Below are 21,317 nucleotides of genomic sequence, written 5' to 3' on the forward strand. Positions count from 1 at the left end.
GAAAGGTCTCCTAACGCTTATGGCCGGTGTCCAGCTTGCGCTCCAGGTGTTGGGAGTAGCGGGACATACCAAAACAGAAAATCCAGAAAATCAGGGCGGCGAACACATAGCCTTCAGTGGCCATGCCCAGCCAAGCCGGATCGGTGGTGGCTTGTTTGATACTGTTGAGCAGGTCGAACAGGCCGATGATGATCACCAGACTGGTGTCCTTGAACAACGCAATAAAGGTGTTAACGATGCCGGGGATCACCAGCTTCAGGGCTTGCGGTAAAACCACCAGGCCCATCATCCGCCAATAGCCCAGGCCCATGGCCGCAGCGGCCTCGTACTGGCCTTTGGGTATCGCTTGCAGGCCACCACGCACCACTTCGGCGATATAGGCCGACTGGAACAGGATCACCCCGATCAATGCCCGCATCAGCTTGTCGAAGCTCATACCTTCGGGCAGAAACAACGGCAACATTACCGAGGACATAAACAGCACGGTGATCAACGGCACCCCGCGCCAGAACTCGATAAAGGTGACGCAAATCACCCGGATAGCCGGCATCTCCGAGCGCCGACCCAGTGCCAGCATAATGCCCAGCGGTAACGCACCCGCAATACCGACAGCAGCGATCACCAGGGTCAGCATCAGGCCACCCCAACGGCTGGTAGGCACTGTTGCTAAGCCCAGGAAGCCACCATGGAGTAACCAGTACGCAAGCAGTGGATAAACCACCAAGAACACCAGGCCATACATGGCCTTGCGTGGCATTTGCGGCACAAATAGCGGTGCAGCACCGATGATCGCCAGCCACAGGGTCAGGTCAACGCGCCAACGCAGTTCAGTCGGGTAGAAGCCGTACATAAACTGGCCGAAGCGCTGCTGCACAAACACCCAGCAAGCACCGCCACTGGTGCAATCGGCACGGGTAGTACCGGTCCAATCTGCATCAATCAACGCCCACTGGATCAACGGCGGCACAATCAGCCAGACCAAGTACGCGGCGAACAGCGTTAGCAGGGTGTTGAACCAGCTAGAAAACAGATTGGCCCGCAGCCAACCCACGACACCGACGCTGAGCGCCGGTGGCGGTAAATCAGGTTTGAACGTATGAGTTTGCATGGCTGCTCCTTACCGCTCGATCAGCGCAATGCGCTTGTTGTACCAGTTCATCAGCATGGAAATGCTGATACTGATCGCCAGGTATACGCTCATGGTGATCGCAATCACCTCGATCGCCTGCCCGGTCTGGTTGAGCACCGTACCGGCGAACAGCGAGACCATGTCCGGATAACCGATACCGGCTGCCAACGAAGAGTTCTTCGCCAGGTTCAGGTATTGGCTGGTCAGCGGCGGAATGATCACCCGCAACGCTTGCGGAATAATCACCAGACGCAAGGTCTTGCCGGCAGGCAGGCCCAAAGAGCGCGCCGCTTCGGTTTGGCCGTGATTGACCGCCTGAATACCAGAGCGCACGTTTTCAGCGATAAACGCGGCGGTGTAGATGGTCAATGCCAGGGTCAGGGCCATCAGCTCGGGAATTAGCACCCAGCCGCCCGAGAAGTTAAAGCCCGTCAGCGCTGGCACACTCCACTGCAGCGGGTTACCGCCTAACAGAATCGCCAGGCCTGGCAGGCCAATCAGCAACGGAATCGCCCCCAGGGACACAGGGAACAGCTGACCGGTGGCCTCGAACCGCGCCTTCGACCAACGCGACAGCAGCACCACGCCGATGATCGCAACGATTACTGCACCGGCAAACAGGCTGAAGTTGTCCCCTGGGCTCGGTGCCGGCATATACAGGCCACGACTGTTGAGGAAGAACGTCTCGCCTACGCCCATGCTTTGCCGCGGTCCTGGCAGGGAAAGCATAACGGCGAAGTACCAGAAGAAAATCTGCAGCAGTGGCGGGATATTACGGAAGATCTCGATGTACACGGTTGCCAGCTTGCTGATCAACCAATTGGGCGACAGACGCGCCACACCCAATATGAAACCCAACAGTGTCGCCAGAACAATACCAATCACCGACACCAGTAAGGTGTTGAGCAGGCCCACCACGAAAACACGCCCATAGGAGTTGCTTTCGTCGTAGTCGATCAGGTGTTGAGCAATGCCGAAGCCGGCGCTGTTATTAAGAAAGGAAAAACCGGAGGTGATCCCACGCTTCTCTAAGTTGGTTTGGGTGTTATCAAACAAAAACCAGCCGAGCGCCACAACGGCGATAACGGCAAGAATTTGAAATAGCCAGGCACGCGCCTTGGGGTCGGTCCAAACCGACCCACCGGGACGCGGGACATTTGCAGTGGTTTGCATAGGAGCCCTCTTGGAACCTTCATGCCCGCATTTGCGGGCATGAAGTTCACATCAATCAGAACAATGCCAGCCACTCAGGACGAGTAGCTGGCAGCGGGATCAGCGCACCGGCGGTGCGTACTGCAGACCACCTTTGTTCCACAGGGCGTTGAGGCCGCGCTCGATCTTCAGATCGCTGCCAACACCGACGTTACGCTCGAAGCTTTCGCCGTAGTTACCCACTTGCTTGACGATCTGAACAGCCCAGTCTTTCGGCAGTTTCAGGTCTTTGCCGAACTCGCCTTCAGCGCCCAGCAAACGAGCGATGTCAGGGTTTTTAGTCGACTTGGACATTTCCATGACATTCGCCGACGTCACGCCCAGTTCTTCAGCGTTGACCATCGCGTAGAGCGACCAGCGCACGATGTCGAACCATTCTTCGTCACCCTGGCGTACGACCGGGCCCAGTGGCTCTTTCGAGATCACTTCCGGCAGTACAACATACGACTCTGGGTCGGCCAGCTTGATGCGCTGTGCGTACAGCTGCGACTGATCGGAGGTGAGCACGTCGCAACGGCCCGCTTCAACCGACTTGGCGCTTTCGTCCGAGGTGTCGTAGGTGATCGGGGTGTACTTCAGGTTATTGGCACGGAAGTAGTCGGAGAGGTTCAGCTCGGTGGTAGTACCTGCCTGGATGCAGACAGTCGCGCCATCGAGTTCTTTGGCGCTAGAAACGCCGAGTTTCTTGTTAACCAGGAAGCCTTGGCCGTCGTAGTAGTTGACGCCGGCAAAGTTCAGGCCCAGACCGGAGTCACGCGAGCTGGTCCAGGTGGTGTTACGCGAGAGGATGTCAACTTCGCCAGACTGCAGCGCGGTGAAGCGCTCTTTGGCGGTCAATGGGCTGTACTTAACCTTGGTTGCATCGCCGAACACCGCAGCAGCAACAGCGCGGCATACGTCGACGTCGAGGCCCATGTAGTTGCCTTTCGCATCAGCGTAGGAGAAGCCAGGCAGACCATCGCTGATACCGCACTGTACAAAACCTTTCTTCTGGATCGCATCCAGAGTAGCGCCGGCTTGAGCAAAACTGCTGACACCGAGAACAGCGGCGGTGGTCAGTACTGCCAATGTGGATTTCACCATCTTCATTAAAACCTCCAGTTGCTTTTGTTGTGTTTGGAGTCTCGGTTCTACCACCGTACCCTTATGGGGCTCGCTGAGTGTGTCGGCAGCAACGCACTCAACCGGGGATCAAACCTTAGCGCGAGTTTAGTTGCCGATTGCTCCAGCGGCCATAAACTCTTACCCGCCCATTATTTGAATGGGCTTGAGACAGATAGCAAGTGACTTGTCGCACAGCATGCATCGCGATGCGAATCTGTGAAACGCCGGCAAAGACATTTCAGTCTGCTCCGTGCCCAAGTGGGTAGCAGTGTTACCACTACCCGGCAACGTCATCAGTCCCTAAGGTGTATAGCAAAGCCCGTACCAGCGCCGCACTTTTAGCACCATACGGCGAGGTCAATAGTAAAACTTGCAGCCTGGCGACATCTTCTTTCCAGATCCGCCACCCCCTTAAATTTCATGCGCACTGAATCAGCGCGCACGCACCACCGCGGAGCCTCCGATGAGCGAACCATTGATCCTTGAGCCCACACTTGCAGCCGACGCGTGCGTCATTTGGTTGCACGGCCTGGGTGCCGACCGCTACGACTTCATGCCCGTCGCCGAGGCTTTACAGCAACGTTTAAGCAGCACCCGTTTCGTTCTGCCGCAAGCCCCCACCCAACCCGTCACCATCAATGGTGGCTACGCCATGCCCAGCTGGTACGACATCCTGGCCATGAGCCCGGCTCGGGCGATCAACCGAGAACAGCTGGAAGCCTCCGCACAACAGGTGATCGCGCTGATCGAAGCGCAACGTGACAGCGGCATTGATCCGGCGCGGATCGTCCTCGCCGGCTTTTCCCAGGGTGGTGCCGTGGTATTGCACACGGCGTTTCTGCGCTGGCAGTTCGCCCTTGGCGGCGTGATGGCCCTGTCAACTTATGCGCCGACCTTCAGCGACGAGATCAGCCTGGCGGATACAAAAAAACAACTGCCGGTCCTCTGTTTGCATGGCACATTCGACGACATCGTGTTGCCCAGTATGGGCCGCGCAGCCCACGACTACCTGAGCGCCGCCGGGGTCAGCGTACAGTGGCGTGATTACCCGATGGGCCACGAGGTGGTTAACGAGGAAATCCGCGACATTGCTGACTGGCTGGAGCAACGGTTCAACAGTTGACCGCCTGCCAACGAGAATACCTATGCCCGCCATCCCTGCGATCAAGACCCTGCATGACATCCAGCTGATTGAGCAAACACCCCTGGCCGAGCGCGACCTGCCGGCCAGCACCTTTGAGCTGATCAGCCGCGCCGCAGCCCGGCAACCTGATGCAGCGGCGCTGTCATTTATTCTCCAGGGCAGCACTGACGAGGCGGCTTACCGCCTCAGTTACCGTCAATTGCTCGGTAAAATCACCCAGACCGCCAACGCCTTCCATCGCCTGGGTCTGCGCCCGGGCAAAGCAGTGTCGTTTCTGCTACCTAACCTGCCGCACACCCACTTCACCATCTGGGGCGGTGAAGCGGCCGGGATCGTCAATGCGATCAACCCGCTGCTCGACCCGGAACATATCGCCGAGCTGATCCAGGCCTCGGACTCCGAGCTGCTGGTGACCCTAGCGCCCTTCCCCGGTACCGACCTGTGGGCAAAAATCGAAGGTTTGCGTGAGCAACTACCTACCCTCAAAGCGATCATCTGCGTGGACATGGCCAACCTGCTGCCCGAGCCGCAGCGCAGCGCTACCAAGGCGCAGCGCGGGGTATTGCCAAATGGCGTGCTGGATTTCGATGCGCTAATTGCCAGCTGCCCGGATGATCACCTGGAAAGCGGTCGCGTCATCGCGCCGGACGACATTGCCAGCTACTTCCACACTGGCGGCACCACCGGCACACCGAAACTGGCGCCACATAGCCACGCCAACGAAGTGGCCATGGCCTACAGCATGAACCTGGTCACCGGCTTTGCACCGGGCGATGTCACTCTCTGCGGCCTGCCGCTGTTTCACGTCAACGCGGTGATCGTTACCGGCCTGACGGCCTTTATTGGCGGCGCCGAGGTATTGCTGGCCACCCCGCAGGGTTACCGCAACCCCAATTTGATCAGTAATTTCTGGACGATAATTGAACAGTATAAGGTCAGCTTCTTCAGCGGCGTGCCGACCATCTATGCCGGCCTGCTACAAGTGCCTAGCGAAGGCCATGATCTTAGCTCGTTGAAATACGCGTTATGCGGCGCTGCGCCGATGCCGGTAGAGCTGATCCACCAATTCGAGCGTAAAACCGGGCTGACCCTGATCGAAGGCTACGGCCTCACCGAAGGCACCTGTGGCAGTTGTGCCAACCCACCGGCAGGTGAACGCCGTCCTGGCTCAATCGGCCTGCCAATGCCGTATTGCCAAGTGGCAATCAAGGTGCTCGACGAACAGGGAAACTTTTTAAGAGAGGCCGGCCGCAATGAAATCGGCAACCTATGCATCCGCGGCGCCACGGTATTCAAGGGGTATCTGCAAAGCAGTAAGAACACCGGCATCTGGGTCGATGGCGACTGGTTTAACACCGGCGACCTGGGCCGCATCGATGCAGATGGCTACGTCTGGCTGACGGGGCGCAGCAAAGACCTGATCATCCGCGGCGGCCACAATATCGACCCGCAGATGATTGAAGAGGCGCTGCACAAACACCCCGCCGTAGCGATGGCTGCGGCAGTGGGCAAGCCTGACGAAAAGGCCGGCGAGCTGCCGGTAGTTTATGTGCAACTCAAACCCGGCGCCCAGACCAGCGAAGCCGAGCTGCTGGCACATGCCGCTGAACACATACCGGAGCGCGCCGCCATACCCAAGGATGCCTGGGTCATCGACGCTATTCCGCTAACCGCCGTGGGCAAAACCTTTAAGCCTGCGCTGCGCTTCGACGCCATTGGTCGCGTTTACCAGGCGGTGCTGGCGGAGCTCGATCAGCGCCTGCGAGTGGACGTGCGCAGCGACGATAAGCGCGGCCAAGTCGCGCACATTTATCTACCCACTCACGATATCACCCTAGCGGAGGCCGTAACCAAGCGCCTGGCAGGCTTTGCCGTGGCCATAGAACTGCACCACACCGAGTGAGCAGCAGGCGGCGCAAGGATCGCGTCAAATTGTGACCAAGCAATCAACTTAAATACCATTGGTCGCCAAAGACTCCCCCAAGGATTGTCAGGTCCCAAGCAGCGGAATATGTTCAGGCTTGGTACTCGTCCTTAATGCAGGGAGCGTTAGCGATGCCCGGCCCATCAAAAATTCAGCCACACCTGCCTTCGCGATGAAAAACGCCACCTGGCAGGCCGACCTGCAAGAGCTTCGTCATCTGCGACTGTTCAACAACGTCGCGGCCAGCAGCATCAACCAGCTGCTGAAGGAGTTTCGCGCCTGCGATCTGGAACCCGGCGAGGTACTGCTGTCGCCCTTCAACCGCAACCAATACCTCTACCTGCTGCTCAAGGGCCAACTCAAGGTCTACCTCGGCTCGCTCGATAGCCAAGCGGTCAGCACCTTAAAGGTCGGCGATTGCGCCGGTGAAATCAGCTTTATCGACAATGAACATCCGTCTGCCTACGTGGTGGCGACCGATTCCTGCTGCGTGTTGCGCCTGCACCGCGAATCTCTATTCAACTTATTCCAGCAATCACCCGAGTTGATGCAGAACATGCTCGAGTTGCTCTGCGACCGCGTGCGCAAAGGCAACAGAATCATTGTCGACAGCGAACAAACGGCCAATATCGACGCATTGACCGGAGCCTACAATCGCCGCTGGTTGGAGCGCATATTTGAGCGCGAAAGTACCCGCAGCGCCTTCAATGAAAAGCCCCTGTGCATGCTGATGCTGGATGTCGACCACTTCAAAGCCTACAACGACCAACACGGCCACCTCGCCGGCGACTATGCACTGTGTTTGGTGGCCCATACACTGCGTAATCAGCTACGCCCCAAAGACAGCCTGACCCGCTTTGGTGGCGAGGAGTTTGTCATTTTGCTGCCGGAAATTGGCCGTGAAGAAGCGCACAGCATTGGCGAGCGACTACGCCAGGCACTGCACCATGCCAGTTCATTTCACTCCCCTATCGGCGTATTGCCCGGCGTTACCGTTTCCATTGGCCTGGCGCAGATGCAGCCCAAGGACAGCTTGCAGGGTTTAATCGCTCGCGCCGACAGCGCGCTGTACCAAGCCAAGCAGCAAGGTCGCGACTGTATCTGCGGCTAACCCCTTACGATCTGCTGCGTTTTAACCACCCAGAACGGTCCGCTCGCTATCCATCACATTTTTACTCACTCTTGTTAGAGTGCTGCGCACAACAACGCCCGGATAGCACTTCTCTATGCGCAAGATTCTGATCACCCTGCTGATAATCCTGTTGATCGCGGCCGGCAGCGTCTTCGCCCTGCCCTCATTACTCGACCGCAAGATGAACAGCGTCGAGTCCCCCGCCCCCTACCCAGCCAGCGAACCGGCTAAACAGCTGCATCAACAGCTGTTTATCGCCGACCTGCATGATGACGTGCTGTTGTGGGAGCGCGACCTGCTCAAGCGCTATGACTTTGGCCACTCCGATCTGCCACGCATGCTCGAAGGTCGCGTCGGTCTACAGGTATTCTCCACCGTGACCAAGACGCCGCGCGGCATCAACTACGAGCGCAACAGCGGCGAGACCGACAACATCACCCTGCTGGCCATGGCCCAGCGCTGGCCCAAGGAAACCTGGGGTAGCCTGCTGCAACGCGCCTTGTACCAGGCGCACAAGCTCAATGAAGCCAGCGCCAACAGCGACGGCCGTCTGGTGCTGATCAAAACACGCAGCGACTTAGCCCGCTTTATCAACGCCTGGCAGGAAGACCCGCAGCGGGTTGCCGCGGTTCTCGCCACCGAAGGCCTGCATCCACTCGAAGGCCAGCTGGCCAACGTCGACCGCCTGTATGACGCTGGCTTTCGCATCACCGGCCTGACCCACTTCTTCGATAATGAAGTGGGCGGCTCCGCACACGGCCTGGAAAAAGGCGGCCTCACCCCACTGGGCCGCCAGGTGGTCAAGCGCCTGCAAGAGAAAGCCATGCTGATCGACCTGGCGCATGCCTCACGGCCGCTGATCGACGATGTCCTGACCATGGCTACGCGCCCGGTATTGGTATCCCACACAGGCGTGCAAGGCACCTGCAAAGGCACGCGCAACCTCAGCGACAAGCACCTGCAAGGCATCGCCGCCACCGGCGGGGTGATTGGCATCGGCTATTGGGAAACGGCCGTATGCGCCACCTCGGTGGAGGCCATCGTCAAGGCGATCCGCTACACCGCAGACAAAGTCGGCGTGCAGCACGTGGCCCTGGGCTCGGATTTCAATGGCACCATCCATGCTCCGTTTGACGTCACCGGCTTGCCGCAACTGACCGAAGGCTTGCTCAACGCAGGCTTCAGCCATAAAGAGATTGCCGCCATCATGGGTGGCAATGTGCAGCGCCTGCTGCTGGCCAGCCTTCCCGAAAACTGAGTAAAAAACAGCCAAACACCGCCATCCGGCGCGGCACTTCGCCGCGCCGGCTTCTTGCTTTACACTGGCGGCCGTTCACTCCTTAACCAATTGATGAGATGACCGTGCTCAAAGCACTCAAGAAAATATTCGGCAAAGCCGAGGGCGAGCAATCCAGCCCAATAACGCCAACTCCTGTAACGCCCAGCGCTCAGCGCGTCCAGCCAGACGTCAACGCTGAAAAATCCAGCCGCAGCGTCACACCCTCTCCCGCTGAAGCCGCTGAAAAACCGTTACCGAGCAAAGGAAAACCGGCGAAACCGCGCCGCGAACGCCCTGTTAAGCCGATCGACACTTGGAAACTGGAAGACTTTGCCGTTGCGCCGGCCGAGGGCAAGACCCGTTTTCACGATTTCAAGCTCGCCCCCGAGTTGATGCATGCCATCCATGACCTGGGGTTCCCTTACTGCACGCCGATCCAGGCGCAGGTATTGGGCTATACCCTCAGCGGCCGTGACGCCATCGGCCGCGCCCAAACCGGCACCGGCAAGACGGCTGCGTTCCTGGTCTCGATCATCACCCAACTGCTGCAAACCCCACCGCCAAAAGAGCGCTACATGGGTGAGCCGCGGGCGCTGATCATTGCACCGACCCGCGAACTGGTGGTGCAGATCGCCAAGGACGCCGCCGACCTGACCAAATACACCGGCCTCAATGTGATGAGTTTTGTTGGCGGCATGGACTTCGACAAACAGCTCAAGCTACTCGAATCGCGCTTCTGCGACATTCTGGTGGCCACACCAGGCCGTTTGCTCGACTTCAACCAGCGCGGCGAAGTGCACTTGGACATGGTCGAAGTGATGGTACTGGATGAGGCCGACCGCATGCTCGACATGGGCTTTATCCCGCAGGTACGCCAGATCATCCGCCAGACCCCGATGAAGGGCGAACGCCAGACGCTGCTGTTCTCCGCCACCTTCACAGAAGATGTGATGAACCTGGCTAAGCAGTGGACTACCGAGCCGGCCATCGTCGAAATCGAACCCGAAAACGTCGCCAGCGACACAGTCGAGCAGCACGTCTATGCCGTAGCCGGCAGCGACAAGTACAAGCTGCTGTACAACCTGATCAGCCAGAACGACTGGATCCGCGTGATGGTCTTCGCCAACCGCAAGGATGAAGTGCGGCGCATCGAAGAACGCCTGACCCGCGATGGCATCAGCGCCGTGCAGATGTCTGGCGATGTGCCGCAACACAAACGTATTCGCGCGCTGGAAGGCTTCCGCGAAGGCAAGATCCGCGTGATGGTCGCCACCGATGTAGCCGGTCGCGGCATCCACGTCGATGCCATCAGCCACGTGATCAACTTCACCCTACCGGAAACGCCGGACGACTACGTGCACCGTATCGGTCGTACGGGCCGTGCTGGCAGCAGCGGTACATCGATCAGCTTTGCCGGCGAAGACGACGCCTACGCCCTGCCTGCCATCGAAGCGCTGCTGGGCCGCAAGATCGCCTGCGAAATGCCGCCCGACGAGCTACTCAAGCCCGTACCGCGTAAAAACTGATCCGCGCATGACTAAAAAGGCGAAGCCCTGCGGCTTCGCCTCTTTAATCGTAGATGTCCCGTCATGAATAAGGGTTACACCTTCTGGCTACTTTCAGGAGGACTCAATGGATACGGGGACAAAGCGCAGCCTGCGTGACTACACCTTAGCTTTTAACTGTAGATCGTAGATCAAGTCGAAAAAGGTGGGTTGAGTTATAAAGACGCCCAAACCAGCGATGACACTCAAGGCCGGTCCGCGATGCTGGTGTGGCTACGCAAACATGGTCGACAGGATTGGAGCCAAGGCATATTTATCGGAGCTCATAGGACCCGTTCCGTGCCCGCCCCCTACTGCCTCTGACACCAAAGCAACGAATCAGAGAGTGTTGTGATCAAGAAAATCTGGACACTGGTTTAGGTTTATCTGGCCGCTGATTCGGCATCCACTGGCGTTTGGTATCCGTTGTAACTGTATGGGCGCTGATGGTTGTAGTAATCCGTCAGGTAGCGCAGCACATCCGCCTCAGCCTGACCGTGGTTGGCATAGCCATACACTGGCATCCACTCTGTTTTCAGGCTCCTGAAAAACCTCTCCATCAGTGCGTTATCCCAACAGTAACCTCGGCGGCTCATGCTTTGTTTGACCCGGTAACGCCACAGCATTTGGCGGAACTCGATGCTGGTGTAATGGCTGCCTTGATCAGAGTAAAACATCAGCTGCGGTGGGCAACCACGTGACTCGAAAGTTACGCGCAAATCCCGCGTTGTAAGTTGCGAGTCCGGTCAATTGGAGAGCGCCCAGCCCACGATGCGGCGCGCATACCCAGGTAGACCCAACGATTACCCGCCCAGATGTAGGTCACCTCGCCGCACCACACTTGGTTCGGGCCACTCACCATGAACTGTCGATCCAGTTCATTAGCTGCGATGGCTCTTTCACCATCAGCCCTACGATAACGATACTTGCGACATTGCGAACTGAACAGTTGGACCTCTTTCATCAGGCGACTCGCTAGAAAACGGCCCACCGAGACGCCCTGTATTCGCCGCGCTGCGGACAACGTTCAAGCTCCAGCTGAACCGCGGCTCTGTAGGTGAAACTCAGTGGCTAACTGACGCAGTGCAATCCGACGATGATTGACACGACGGCGTCGATTGTAGGGGTCGTAGACACTGCTGCGATGCACGCCAAATACGCGGCACAACTCGGCTCGTGGATACCGTTCGCCCAACGCCTCAATCAAGCTTACTGATCGAGGGAGTCCGAAATTAAGAGAGCGGTAGCTTTTTTTAGGACTTCTTTCTCCCGCCCCAAGCGCCGAACCTGGGCCTCTAGGTCTTGTATGCGCTTTTGCTCGGCAGTTATGGCCTTGCTACGCGTAGGTGTTGTGCCGCCACGTTCGCTGCGCAGTTGCTCTACCCATCGACGTAACCCCGTCGGGCCTACGCCCATCGGTTTGCAAGCTTTAGGTATGGAATAGCCTTGACCCAAAACCAGGCCTGCTGCTTCGAGCTTGAAATCTGTACTGAATGATCTTCTGGTCACGTAAACACCTCATTGCTGGGCGAAGCTTAACGCCTTATTGGGGTGCCCAGAATCATTGAGTCACAACACTGGGCAGTTAAGTTCAACCGCAAGCAATAGAGGATCAGTCCGGTTGCGGGGCGATGGGGAAAAACACCCCACTACTCCACACACCCAACCACGCTTTACCCTCAAGCTCGCGTGTTACCGCCAACTCGACCAGCTGGTAAAACACGTTGCGGTGCACCAGCGCCTCAAGGTTACTGCGCACATGCAGGTAGGGCGAAGGCTCCTCGGTTGCAGCGTCCAGCTCCACTCGCAGTGGGTGCTCGGCACCGGCCACCACTTCGTCTTCAACATTGGTGACAAAACGCAACACCTGAGACTCGCCCGTGCCGTCCGCCTGCAAGCTGACCGCCACAAAGGGCGCGTCATCCACCTGAATACCGACCATCTCGACGGGCGTTACCAGCACATATTTATCGTCGTCACGGCGGATGATGGTGGAGAACAACTTGACCATCGCCTTGCGACCAATGGGCGTGCCCATGTAATACCAGGTACCGTCACGGGCGATGCGCATGTCGATATCGCCGCAGAAATCCGGATTCCACAGGTGCACCGGCGGCAAGCCTTTGCCCTCACCTTTAGGTATCTGCGCCAGCAAATTGCCGGTCTTATCTATGTCAGTCATCAGCCCTCCTCAATGCCCCAAGCCCAACAAGCGCCGCGCGTAATCCTGCAGCGCCGGACCGATCAGGTCTTCTGGCTTGGTATCGTAAAGTGTCAGAAAGCCCCCGCGGCTTCGAATACGTGAAGTATCGACCAAATAGCGGGTATTGGTTTCGATCAGCATCAGTTGAATCACCCCGCGATCGGTGCCCAGACGATCCAGCGCCTCCTGATCTTCCCATTCCTCGACAGTACCGATGCGATCATCGGCATAAGCGAAGCGGCTGTAGAGCAAATAGTGCGCTCCCGCCTCGCGCGCTTCAGCCAGCGACTCCTCGAGACCTAACGGCGACTTGGCGCGACGCACCATGGGGAAATACTCGACGAACCCTTTGTAGGCCTCTTCAGCTACCACGTTGGGCCGCGGATAAGCCGCGCCCGGCGGAACAAAATGGCCCTGAGCGATGTAAATGAACGAGTCAGCCTGTAACCGCCAAGAGCTGGCACGGCGCGTTTGGCTGTGGTCGAGTACACCGACATCGCGAAGTTGATAAATCGCCTCATCCGCCAGGTCGCTGGCCTTCATACAGCCGCTCAGCAACAGCACACCTACTATCAGCAACACATTACGCATCGTGCTTCTCCCGCAGCCGGTGACAAAAAACCGGCAGATAGGGTCTAGATGCAGGTTTCACGCCAGCCACGTCACTTAAAGGCCGCGCTGCCATTCCTGACGTAAATGCGCTTGCTGCGGCGCTTCAATAGCCTGGCGCACCTGCGCCAGCAAGCGTTGCTTGTCTGCACCCAACGTACCCTTGAGTACCAGGTAGTTGGAGGCATGGTCACTGCGAAATACTGTGTCGCGCAGCTCAAGCCCCTGTAGCAAACGCTCGACTTCAACAAATAACTGCTGCTGGTTAAGCGCCTGGAAATCGGCAAAGTTCTGCCGAAAACGCGCCTCGCCCTGCGGAAAGCTGACCACCAATGTCGAGAGAAACTCAGGCTGCGACTCGCTCATCAGGCGCGCAGAATTATCGGCATGCTGTTCACTCAGCAGCGTGCCGCCCAGGCCATTGAGGATCATCACTGAGCGGGTGATACCGGCTTGCCCCAGTTTATCCAGCGCGCTCAGGCTGGACGCATAGGTCTCACCCTTATTCACCCGCGCTAGCACTTCATCATCCCCCGACTCACAGCCAACATAGGCCATGCCCAGCCCAGCATCGGCCAGCTCCTTGAGCTCAGCCACTGATTTTTTGCGCAGGTTGCGCGGCAAGCAGTAGCTAGAAACGCGCGTGACTTCAGGCATGTGTTCACGAATTGCGGTAAGGATGGTCAGCAAACGTCGCGTGGGCATGACCAACGCATCACCATCGGCCAGAAATACCCGCTGCACAATCATTTGCTCGCCTGTGCGGCGAATTTCCTCAAGCACTTGCGCCTCATCGCGGGCACGAAATTTCTTCTGTTCCTGAGTGTACATTTCGCAAAACGTACACTGGTTCCACGAGCAACCATTGGTCACTGGCAGAATCAGCGAATGAGCTTCACTGGGCGGGCGGAACACCGGCTCGATATAGCTGATGGGGAAATTTTGCATGGCGTCTACTCACAGCAGGTGACGGCCCTAGCCGCCAATAATCTTCATCACAGTCGCGCCGCCAGAAAAGGCAACATCCTGTTTATCGCCCAGCGCCTTGACCAACAAGCCCTGCAACGCCGGCAACCCCTGATGGCGCGGTTTGTCGAGCAAGTCGCCAATGTAGTGGCGATTGCTCGATGACAGGCAGCCGTGCAGCCAGCCCGTCGAGGACAGGCGCAGCCGCGAACAGGTACGGCAGAACGGCACGCTTTCATTGGCAATCACGCCAAAAAATCCCTGCCCCGCAATTTCATAACGCAATGCCGTGGCATCCACGGGTGCGGCCGCCTGACTAAAGGCATAGCGTTCGGCAATCATGGCCAACAACTCGGGCATCCCAACAAACTGACGCTGAAAGCCACCGCCATCACGCGCTAGATGGCCCATGCGCATCAGCTCGATAAAACGCAGCTCAAAACCATTGGCCAGGCAATAGTCGAGCAACGGCATTACTTGGTCGAGATTCTGCCCGCGCAACGGCACCATGTTGAGTTTGATCTGCAGCCCTGCCGCCCGCGCTTGTTGCAGGCCATCGAGCACTGTCGCTAAATCACCGCCACGGGCAATTGTGCGAAACGCGGCCACGTCCAGCGTGTCGAGGGAAATATTCAAGCGGCGGATACCGCATTCCAGCAGCAATGGCAGCTTGCGCGCCAGCAGCTGACCGTTGCTGGTCAGGCTGATGTCAGCCAAGCCAAGCTGGCTAACACCGCGCAACAAGGTCTCCAGCTTGGGGCTGACCAGTGGCTCACCACCGGTGATGCGCAGCCGTTCGATACCGGCGGCCTCAATCAGATAGGCCACACCACGCAACATGGCATCAGCCGACAACTCATCCTGCGCGGCCACCAGACGCTTACCGTCGGGCACACAATAGGTGCAGGCATAGTTGCAAGCGGCAGTCAGGCTGATACGCAAGTTGCGAAAGCGTCTGCCCTGGCGGTCAACGATCATGCACGACTCCAACAAATAGAGGGGCCGAGTATAGGGTCGCCGCCCGCGCAGCAGAGTGGTTATCCACCCGCTGAATACCTTAGCTAGCCGGCGTGTCGCCTTCGCGCTTACGCTTGTTGCCCATGCGCACGCCAATATCCATGAGGAACTGGAAGAAACCTTCCTGATCTTCCAGCACATTGCTCCAGAACGGCGAGTGATACAGCGCCACAGCGCCGTGCACCAGCGCCCAGGCAGCGCAGTAATGGAAATACGGCGGCACGTCTTCCAACTTGCCTTCGGCGATACGGCCTTTGATCAGCTGGGTCAGGCGCTCGAAGTTGGACGCGCGGATCTTGTGCAGCTGCTCGACCATCTCCGGCACTTGATTGCCCTTGACCACCTTCTCTTCCAAGCGATCAAACAGACGGTAGCGCTGCGGGTCGCGCATGCGGAACTCAAAATAGGCGCGCGAAAGGGCTTCTTTGTCACGATCAACATCGGCCGAATGCAGCAGCTCATTCAAGTCGCGCTCGTAATCGAGCATCAGGCGCAGATAGATTTCTGCCTTGGATTTGAAATGTTTGTAGATGGTGCCTTTGCCAATACCAACCGTGTCGGCAATCATCTCCACCGTCACGCTGTCTTCGCCCTGATCGAGGAAGAGCTTCAGTGCTGTGTCGAGAATTTCCTGTTCGCGGCGGCGAAACTCACGGACCTTGCGGGGTTCTTTATGCATAAAAGGACTAGAGGGTCAAAAAAACGAAGGCGCGTATTATGCCTAACTAACGGCAAATTGCACGGATCATCCGACCATGTACGCAGTAGATGACGAGTTTCCGCAACTTCCCGGCCTGCGCTATTTGAATCACGCAGCCGTCTCCCCCTGGCCACAACGGTCAGTCGATGCGGTCAGCCAATTCGCCATTGAGAACGCCCGCACCGGCGCTCGAGATTACGCTCGCTGGCTGCAGGTCGAGCGGCGCCTGCGTGAACGCTTGCAGAGGCTGCTCAATGCTCCGTCTTGCGCGGATCTCGCCTTGGTAAAGAACACCTCCGAAGCGCTGTCATTTGTCGCCTTTGGTCTGGACTGGCGAGCAGGCGACAACGTGGTGATCAGCGATGAAGAATTCCCCTCCAACCGGATTGTGTGGGAGGCGCTTGCGCCTCTGGGCGTCGAGGTGGTGCAAGTCAACCTACACAGCGGCGACGCAGAAGCAGCCTTGTTAGCCGCCTGCGGCCCGCGCACGCGATTGATGGCAATCAGCGCGGTGCAGTACACCAGCGGGTTGCGTTTGGATCTACCACGTTTAGGCCAGGGCTGTCAGGCACGCGGCGTACTGCTGTGCATCGATGCCATCCAGCAGCTCGGTGCCCTGCCCTTTGACGTGCAAGCCAGCCAATGCGCCTTCGCCATGGCCGACGGGCATAAATGGTTGCTCGGGCCGGAGGGGCTCGGCGTGTTCTATTGCCGCAGCGACCTGCGCCCACAGCTGAAACTGCATGAGTATGGCTGGCACATGCTCGAACAGGCCGGCGACTACCAGCGCACCACATGGGAGCCCGCCAAGAGCGCCCGGCGCTTTGAATGCGGCAGCCCGAATATGCTCGGCGCCATGGCATTAGAGGCCAGCTTGTCATTACTGGAAGAGGTCGGCATGTGCACGGTTGAAAGCGCCCTACAGGAGCGCATGCAGTGGCTGCTGGATGGACTGCGCAGCATCCCAGGCGCGCATCTGCACAGCGCTGTGGCACGCCAACAGCGCGCGGGAATTTTAACGTTCAGCCTAGCGGGCTGGCAGCATCAGGCCTTGTTTGAGCGCCTGAAAGAACAACAGGTGGTTTGCGCGCAACGCGGGGCCGGTATCCGTCTGTCGCCACACTTCTACACAGACCACAAGGTAATTGACGACACATTGAGAGTACTGCGCCAGCTGGCTACTGCTTGAGGACTCAGCAGCGCGATGCGTATTCCAAATACGTTTAAGAATGCAGTTAAACGGCCTGGACGTTCGGCAATCTTCACCAATACTGATGGTTACTGGTGTGCGGCGTATCCCCCAAGCGCCCCGCCAGGCAAAGTACCGTGGACCGCGTGCTTTGATTTACTCCTAATGGTCTTAACCCGGTCTCATCCCCCAGAGGCCGGGTTTTTTTTGGCTGCAGCTTTTACCGGGCAACCTCTATCAGGCAGTCGCTATCAAACAACTCGGGCCAGCGGAAAAAGACGTTTGAAGTTGGCCGTGGTCTGTTCCGCCAACTGCTCGAAGCTAACGCCGCGCAGCACTGCCAAGTACTCGGCCACATCGCGAACATACTCGGGCAGATTCGGCTTGCCGCGATGCGGGATCGGCGCCAGATAGGGCGAATCGGTTTCCACCAGCAGGCGATCGACCGGCACCTGACGCGCCACTTCGCGCAGCGCCTCGGCATTGCGGAAAGTCACGATGCCCGACAGCGAAATATAGAAACCGATATCTAACGCCGCCTTGGCCATCTCCCAGTCTTCGGTGAAGCAGTGCAGCACGCCCGCTTGTGGTAACGCGGCTTCGCGCAGCAGGGACAAGGTGTCGGCACGCGCTTCGCGGGTATGCACGATTACCGGTTTACCGGTAATCCGCGCCGCGTCCAGATGTAGGCGAAAGGATGTTTGCTGCAGCGCCGCGGATTCCGGCTCGTAATGGTAATCCAGCCCGGTCTCGCCGATGGCCACCACCTGCGGGTGATTCAGCTCACCCAGCAGCCAGTCCAGTGCCGGCGCAGCACCCGGCTCAAGGTCCAGCGGGTGCACGCCGACCGAGCAATCGACATCGGCATAACGCTCAGCCAGGCCTTTGACTGCGGCAGCATTATCGGCGCTGACGCCAATGCACAAAAAATGACCAACACCGCGCGCGCGCGCAGCATCCAGCGCCGCATCAAGTGAACCGCCATGGGCGGCCAGATCAAGGCGGTCAAGGTGACAGTGGGAATCAACCAGCATGGGGAACAATCACTTGAGAATCGGTGCCACAGAGCGAGCACCGTGATACGGAGGAAAAACCACTTACATGGTGTGCGTCGGGCGATCCGAGGTCAGCGCACCGGCCAGGTAGGTTTCGATCTTGTTGCGCGCGGTGTTGTCGCCGTCATTGAACTGTACACCCACACCGGCGGCGCGGTTGCCTTGAGCACCTTTTGGGGTGATCCAGACCACCTTGCCGGCGACCGGGATCTTCTCTGGCTCATCCATCAGGTTGAGCAACATGAAGACTTCATCACCGAGTTTGTAGCTCTTGTTGGTTGGAATAAACAGGCCGCCATTTTTGATAAAGGGCATGTAAGCGGCATAAAGCACGGATTTGTCTTTGATTGTCAGCGACAAAATTCCGTTACGCGGGCCCAAGTTAGGAGGCAGACTCATGCGGCATTCCTGATTTTATTCACTTAATGGCCGATTCTAGCCCGGTCCGGGCAAGCTTGCCCACTGCACCAGCAAGGCTTCGAGAAGCAAGACACGGTTAAGGCTAGCCTTACCGATGACTTTTTGACGTTGCGCCAGCAGCCAGTCCTGAATACTCAGCACTTTCGCCTGCGGGGTTTTCTCCGCCAGATACTGCACCACCTTGCGCATATCGGTTTGCCCGAGGCCGTCTTCATCACGGGTCAGTTGATAACGCAGCATCAACTGTGACCACTGACAGAACCAGTCAAACAACAATTGCAGAGACACTGCGTTCCAACTCTCGGCTAATTGGCTAGGCGCAATCTGCTGTTTAAGTAGCTTTTTTACCCCATCGACCACCTGGGCACGCTGGGCGCTGACGCCCTGTTCATACATCTTCACGGCTGCCAGCGGCGAACCGGCGGCCAGAAACAGCAATTCACGGTGCTCATCTGCACTGCAGCCCGACAACGTTTGCTGCAGCCAGGCCAAGCTCATCGCCTCGCTGGGCAGTGGACAGGCCTGTTGCACGCAGCGGCTTTTCACCGTGGGCAGCAAGCGACTCGGCTGGTGACTGATCAACAGCAATACGGTATTGCCGGAAGGCTCTTCCAAGCTTTTCAGCAAAGCGTTGGCGGCGTTGACGTTCATCGACTCAGTCGGCTCGACCAGCACCACCTTGCGCCCGGCCAGTTGCGCGGTCTGCACCACAAAGCTGACCAGCTCACGCACCTGATCGACCTTGATTGCCTTATCGGCCTCTTCAGGTTCCAGAACGTAATTATCCGGATGGGTACCCGCGGCCAGCAGATGACAGGATTTGCACTGCCCGCAGGCATCCAGGCCCGCAGGCTGCTGACACAACAAACGCGCCATCAGGCGCTCAGCCAGCGCGCGCTTGCCGATGCCAGCCGGGCCGTGCAACAGATAGGCATGGGCATGCTGCGTGCGCCCCGCCAGTTGCTGCCAGAGTGAATCCTGCCAGGGGTAAGCGTCAGCCACGCTGCAGCTCCAGCAGTTGCGGCAACAGTTTGTCGAGCGCCAGTTGAACGTCGCTCAGCGATTGCGCGGCATCCAGAATGCGGTAACGCTGCGGTTGCTCGGCGGCGCGGCGCAGGTAGGTTTGGCGCACGGCATCGAAGAACTGCCGCCCTTCCTGTTCAAAGCGATCCAGCCGACCGCGCGCAGCAGCGCGGGCCAAGCCCACTTCAACCGGCAGATCAAACACCAGCGTCAGGTCAGGACGTAACGCGCCCTGAACGAATTCTTCTAGCAGGGCGATTCGCACCTCAGAGAGGCCACGACCACCGCCTTGGTATGCGTAGGTTGCATCGGTAAAGCGATCACAGAGCACCACAGCGCCACGCGCCAAGGCCGGGTGAATAACCTGGGCCAGGTGTTGTGCGCGCGCAGCAAATACCAGCAACAACTCGGTGTCGGCCGCCATCGGCTCATTACTGGGCGCCAGCAACAGTTCGCGCACCCGCTCAGCCAATGGTGTGCCACCAGGCTCACGGGTCAACAGCACATCAACACCGTGCTCACGCAGGCGCTCGGCCAGATAGTCACGATTAGTGCTCTTGCCTGCGCCTTCAGGGCCTTCCAGGGTGATAAACAAACCGCTCACAGGCTGTCCTTACTGATTATTGGGCACGGCTGGAGCCGGACTTGAACGATAGTCTGCCCGGCGCTTGAGCTGATACTCGCGCACTGCGCGATTGTGCTGCTCAAGGCTATTGGAAAACACATGGCTGCCATCGCCGCGCGCAACAAAATACAGGCTGCTGCCGGCCACAGGATTCAGCGCCGCATGGATCGCTTCACGGCCCACCAACGCAATCGGCGTCGGCGGCATGCCGTCAATGGTGTAGGTGTTGTAAGCCGTGGGCTCACGCAGATCATTTCGAGTGATGCGGCCGTTGTAGCGCTCACCCATGCCATAAATAACAGTGGGGTCAGTTTGCAGGCGCATGCCAATGCGCAAACGGCGCACAAACACACCGGCAATCTCGCCACGTTCCTGCGGAACGCCGGTTTCCTTTTCAATCATCGAGGCCATGATCAACGCGTCATAGGGATCTTTATAGGGCAGGTCCTTGGCCCGCTGTGCCCACTCTTCAGCCAGCACCTGCTCCAGCCGCGCATGGGCCTGTTTAAGCAATTCCAGATCACTCATGCCGCGAACAAAGCTGTAGGTATCGGGAAAGAAGCGCCCTTCCGGATTAAGACCAGGCAAACCCAGTTGCTTCATCAACTGCGCATCGCTCAACTCTGTCAGGGTCAGGTCCAGACGCGTTTCGCGCGCCAGCGCCGCGCGCACCTGGCGAAAGTTCCACCCCTCGACCAGCGTGAGGCTGTACTGCAGCACCTCACCACGGCGCCACTGGCCAAGCATGTCGTGCGCTGTAGCGCCGGGCATCAGGCGGTATTCGCCACTGTGCAGCGGTTGATTGCGCAGGTTAAAGCGCCAATAAAGGCGCAGCCAGAAGGCCTGATCAAGGATGCCATCCGCCTCTAGGCGATTGAGTACGCCACCTGGAGTCGCGCCTGCCGGCACATCCACCAAGTATTCCTCGGTCAGTTTCAGCGGCTGATGCAGCGCCGTATGCTGTTGCCAGGCGGCAAACGCAACCAGCAAGCCAGCCAGCAACACACCACCTTCCAGCAGCAGCAAGATTTTTCGTATCACG

19 protein-coding genes and 2 pseudogenes are annotated in these 21,317 nt (G+C 58.3%); 7 read left to right on the forward strand and 14 right to left on the reverse strand.

The window, feature by feature from the left end:
- Nucleotides 1–10: 10 nt before the first annotated feature.
- The 3 genes from D8779_RS18745 to D8779_RS18755 form a co-directional block, all read right to left on the reverse strand.
- Complete coding sequence (locus tag D8779_RS18745; protein WP_136666006.1) at nt 11–1,108, reverse strand: amino acid ABC transporter permease; 1,098 nt, start codon at nt 1,106–1,108, stop codon at nt 11–13.
- Nucleotides 1,109–1,117: 9 nt separating this feature from the next.
- Entirely contained in the window at nt 1,118–2,302 is a 1,185-nt protein-coding gene (locus D8779_RS18750; RefSeq protein ID WP_136666008.1) for an amino acid ABC transporter permease, read from the reverse strand.
- 99 nt (nt 2,303–2,401) lie between these two features.
- Nucleotides 2,402–3,430, reverse strand: a complete 1,029-nt coding sequence (locus D8779_RS18755) for an amino acid ABC transporter substrate-binding protein (protein ID WP_136666010.1) — start codon at nt 3,428–3,430, stop codon at nt 2,402–2,404.
- A 478-nt stretch (nt 3,431–3,908) separates the two neighbouring features.
- On the opposite strand from D8779_RS18755, the gene D8779_RS18760 reads away from it, so the two are divergent.
- From D8779_RS18760 to D8779_RS20870, 6 genes and pseudogenes are all read left to right on the forward strand, one after another.
- A complete protein-coding gene (locus D8779_RS18760) occupies nt 3,909–4,568 on the forward strand; it encodes an alpha/beta hydrolase (protein ID WP_136666012.1) in 660 nt (219 codons plus the stop codon).
- 22 nt (nt 4,569–4,590) lie between these two features.
- Complete coding sequence (locus tag D8779_RS18765; RefSeq protein ID WP_136666014.1) at nt 4,591–6,492, forward strand: acyl-CoA synthetase; 1,902 nt, start codon at nt 4,591–4,593, stop codon at nt 6,490–6,492.
- Nucleotides 6,493–6,685: 193 nt separating this feature from the next.
- Nucleotides 6,686–7,624, forward strand: coding sequence for a GGDEF domain-containing protein (locus D8779_RS18770; RefSeq protein WP_136666015.1), 939 nt, complete (start codon nt 6,686–6,688; stop codon nt 7,622–7,624).
- Nucleotides 7,625–7,739: 115 nt separating this feature from the next.
- Nucleotides 7,740–8,903, forward strand: coding sequence for a dipeptidase (locus tag D8779_RS18775; protein WP_136666017.1), 1,164 nt, complete (start codon nt 7,740–7,742; stop codon nt 8,901–8,903).
- Nucleotides 8,904–9,007: 104 nt separating this feature from the next.
- Nucleotides 9,008–10,450, forward strand: a complete 1,443-nt coding sequence (gene rhlB / locus D8779_RS18780) for an ATP-dependent RNA helicase RhlB (RefSeq protein WP_136666019.1) — start codon at nt 9,008–9,010, stop codon at nt 10,448–10,450.
- 106 nt (nt 10,451–10,556) lie between these two features.
- Nucleotides 10,557–10,741: pseudogene (locus D8779_RS20870) on the forward strand (IS3 family transposase); the annotation flags it as partial.
- 82 nt (nt 10,742–10,823) lie between these two features.
- Here the strand turns inward: D8779_RS20870 and D8779_RS18785 are convergent.
- The 6 genes and pseudogenes from D8779_RS18785 to D8779_RS18810 form a co-directional block, all read right to left on the reverse strand.
- Nucleotides 10,824–11,977, reverse strand: a pseudogene (locus tag D8779_RS18785) (IS3 family transposase).
- 103 nt (nt 11,978–12,080) lie between these two features.
- Complete coding sequence (locus D8779_RS18790; RefSeq protein WP_136666021.1) at nt 12,081–12,650, reverse strand: DUF1285 domain-containing protein; 570 nt, start codon at nt 12,648–12,650, stop codon at nt 12,081–12,083.
- 9 nt (nt 12,651–12,659) lie between these two features.
- Nucleotides 12,660–13,262 carry a DUF4823 domain-containing protein gene (locus tag D8779_RS18795; protein WP_136666023.1) on the reverse strand — a complete coding sequence of 201 codons (603 nt, stop codon included), beginning with the start codon at nt 13,260–13,262 and terminating at the stop codon, nt 12,660–12,662.
- A 75-nt stretch (nt 13,263–13,337) separates the two neighbouring features.
- Entirely contained in the window at nt 13,338–14,228 is an 891-nt protein-coding gene (locus D8779_RS18800) for a radical SAM protein (protein WP_136666025.1), read from the reverse strand.
- Nucleotides 14,229–14,255: 27 nt separating this feature from the next.
- Nucleotides 14,256–15,224 (reverse strand): GTP 3',8-cyclase MoaA, encoded by a 969-nt coding sequence (locus D8779_RS18805; RefSeq protein WP_136666027.1) that lies wholly within the window; start codon nt 15,222–15,224, stop codon nt 14,256–14,258.
- 79 nt (nt 15,225–15,303) lie between these two features.
- Nucleotides 15,304–15,942, reverse strand: coding sequence for a TetR/AcrR family transcriptional regulator (locus D8779_RS18810; protein WP_090247979.1), 639 nt, complete (start codon nt 15,940–15,942; stop codon nt 15,304–15,306).
- A 76-nt stretch (nt 15,943–16,018) separates the two neighbouring features.
- Between D8779_RS18810 and D8779_RS18815 the strand changes: the two genes are divergently transcribed.
- Nucleotides 16,019–17,152 carry an aminotransferase class V-fold PLP-dependent enzyme gene (locus D8779_RS18815; RefSeq protein ID WP_136666029.1) on the forward strand — a complete coding sequence of 378 codons (1,134 nt, stop codon included), beginning with the start codon at nt 16,019–16,021 and terminating at the stop codon, nt 17,150–17,152.
- 251 nt (nt 17,153–17,403) lie between these two features.
- On the opposite strand, the gene D8779_RS18820 is transcribed toward D8779_RS18815, so the two are convergent.
- The 5 genes from D8779_RS18820 to mltG form a co-directional block, all read right to left on the reverse strand.
- Entirely contained in the window at nt 17,404–18,186 is a 783-nt protein-coding gene (locus tag D8779_RS18820) for a TatD family hydrolase (RefSeq protein WP_136666031.1), read from the reverse strand.
- A 63-nt stretch (nt 18,187–18,249) separates the two neighbouring features.
- A complete protein-coding gene (locus D8779_RS18825) occupies nt 18,250–18,606 on the reverse strand; it encodes a PilZ domain-containing protein (RefSeq protein WP_090238100.1) in 357 nt (118 codons plus the stop codon).
- A 36-nt stretch (nt 18,607–18,642) separates the two neighbouring features.
- Entirely contained in the window at nt 18,643–19,629 is a 987-nt protein-coding gene (locus tag D8779_RS18830) for a DNA polymerase III subunit delta' (RefSeq protein WP_136666033.1), read from the reverse strand.
- Entirely contained in the window at nt 19,622–20,254 is a 633-nt protein-coding gene (gene tmk / locus D8779_RS18835) for a dTMP kinase (protein ID WP_136666034.1), read from the reverse strand. Before tmk ends, D8779_RS18830 begins: the two co-directional genes overlap by 8 nt.
- A gap of 9 nt (nt 20,255–20,263) precedes the next feature.
- On the reverse strand, nt 20,264–21,316 hold the full coding sequence (gene mltG, locus D8779_RS18840) for an endolytic transglycosylase MltG (RefSeq protein ID WP_136666036.1): 1,053 nt from the start codon (nt 21,314–21,316) through the stop codon (nt 20,264–20,266).
- Between the last annotated feature and the right edge of the window lies 1 nt (nt 21,317).

The sequence above is a fragment of the Pseudomonas leptonychotis genome (assembly GCF_004920405.1).
In the GTDB taxonomy this organism is placed as follows: Bacteria; Pseudomonadota; Gammaproteobacteria; order Pseudomonadales; family Pseudomonadaceae; genus Aquipseudomonas; species Aquipseudomonas leptonychotis.

Bases quoted from the DNA above. Each gene is read 5' to 3' on its own strand.
- D8779_RS18790 (WP_136666021.1), bottom strand. From the start codon at position 12,650: ATGACTGACATAGATAAGACCGGCAATTTGCTGGCGCAGATACCTAAA.
- D8779_RS18745 (WP_136666006.1), bottom strand. From the start codon at position 1,108: ATGCAAACTCATACGTTCAAACCTGATTTACCGCCACCGGCGCTCAGC.
- D8779_RS18815 (WP_136666029.1), top strand. From the start codon at position 16,019: ATGTACGCAGTAGATGACGAGTTTCCGCAACTTCCCGGCCTGCGCTAT.
- D8779_RS18775 (WP_136666017.1), top strand. From the start codon at position 7,740: ATGCGCAAGATTCTGATCACCCTGCTGATAATCCTGTTGATCGCGGCC.
- D8779_RS18810 (WP_090247979.1), bottom strand. From the start codon at position 15,942: ATGCATAAAGAACCCCGCAAGGTCCGTGAGTTTCGCCGCCGCGAACAG.
- D8779_RS18795 (WP_136666023.1), bottom strand. From the start codon at position 13,262: ATGCGTAATGTGTTGCTGATAGTAGGTGTGCTGTTGCTGAGCGGCTGT.
- D8779_RS18825 (WP_090238100.1), bottom strand. From the start codon at position 18,606: ATGAGTCTGCCTCCTAACTTGGGCCCGCGTAACGGAATTTTGTCGCTG.
- D8779_RS18805 (WP_136666027.1), bottom strand. From the start codon at position 15,224: ATGATCGTTGACCGCCAGGGCAGACGCTTTCGCAACTTGCGTATCAGC.
- D8779_RS18750 (WP_136666008.1), bottom strand. From the start codon at position 2,302: ATGCAAACCACTGCAAATGTCCCGCGTCCCGGTGGGTCGGTTTGGACC.
- D8779_RS18755 (WP_136666010.1), bottom strand. From the start codon at position 3,430: ATGAAGATGGTGAAATCCACATTGGCAGTACTGACCACCGCCGCTGTT.
- D8779_RS18820 (WP_136666031.1), bottom strand. From the start codon at position 18,186: ATGCTGGTTGATTCCCACTGTCACCTTGACCGCCTTGATCTGGCCGCC.
- D8779_RS18765 (WP_136666014.1), top strand. From the start codon at position 4,591: ATGCCCGCCATCCCTGCGATCAAGACCCTGCATGACATCCAGCTGATT.
- D8779_RS18770 (WP_136666015.1), top strand. From the start codon at position 6,686: ATGAAAAACGCCACCTGGCAGGCCGACCTGCAAGAGCTTCGTCATCTG.
- D8779_RS18800 (WP_136666025.1), bottom strand. From the start codon at position 14,228: ATGCAAAATTTCCCCATCAGCTATATCGAGCCGGTGTTCCGCCCGCCC.
- D8779_RS18760 (WP_136666012.1), top strand. From the start codon at position 3,909: ATGAGCGAACCATTGATCCTTGAGCCCACACTTGCAGCCGACGCGTGC.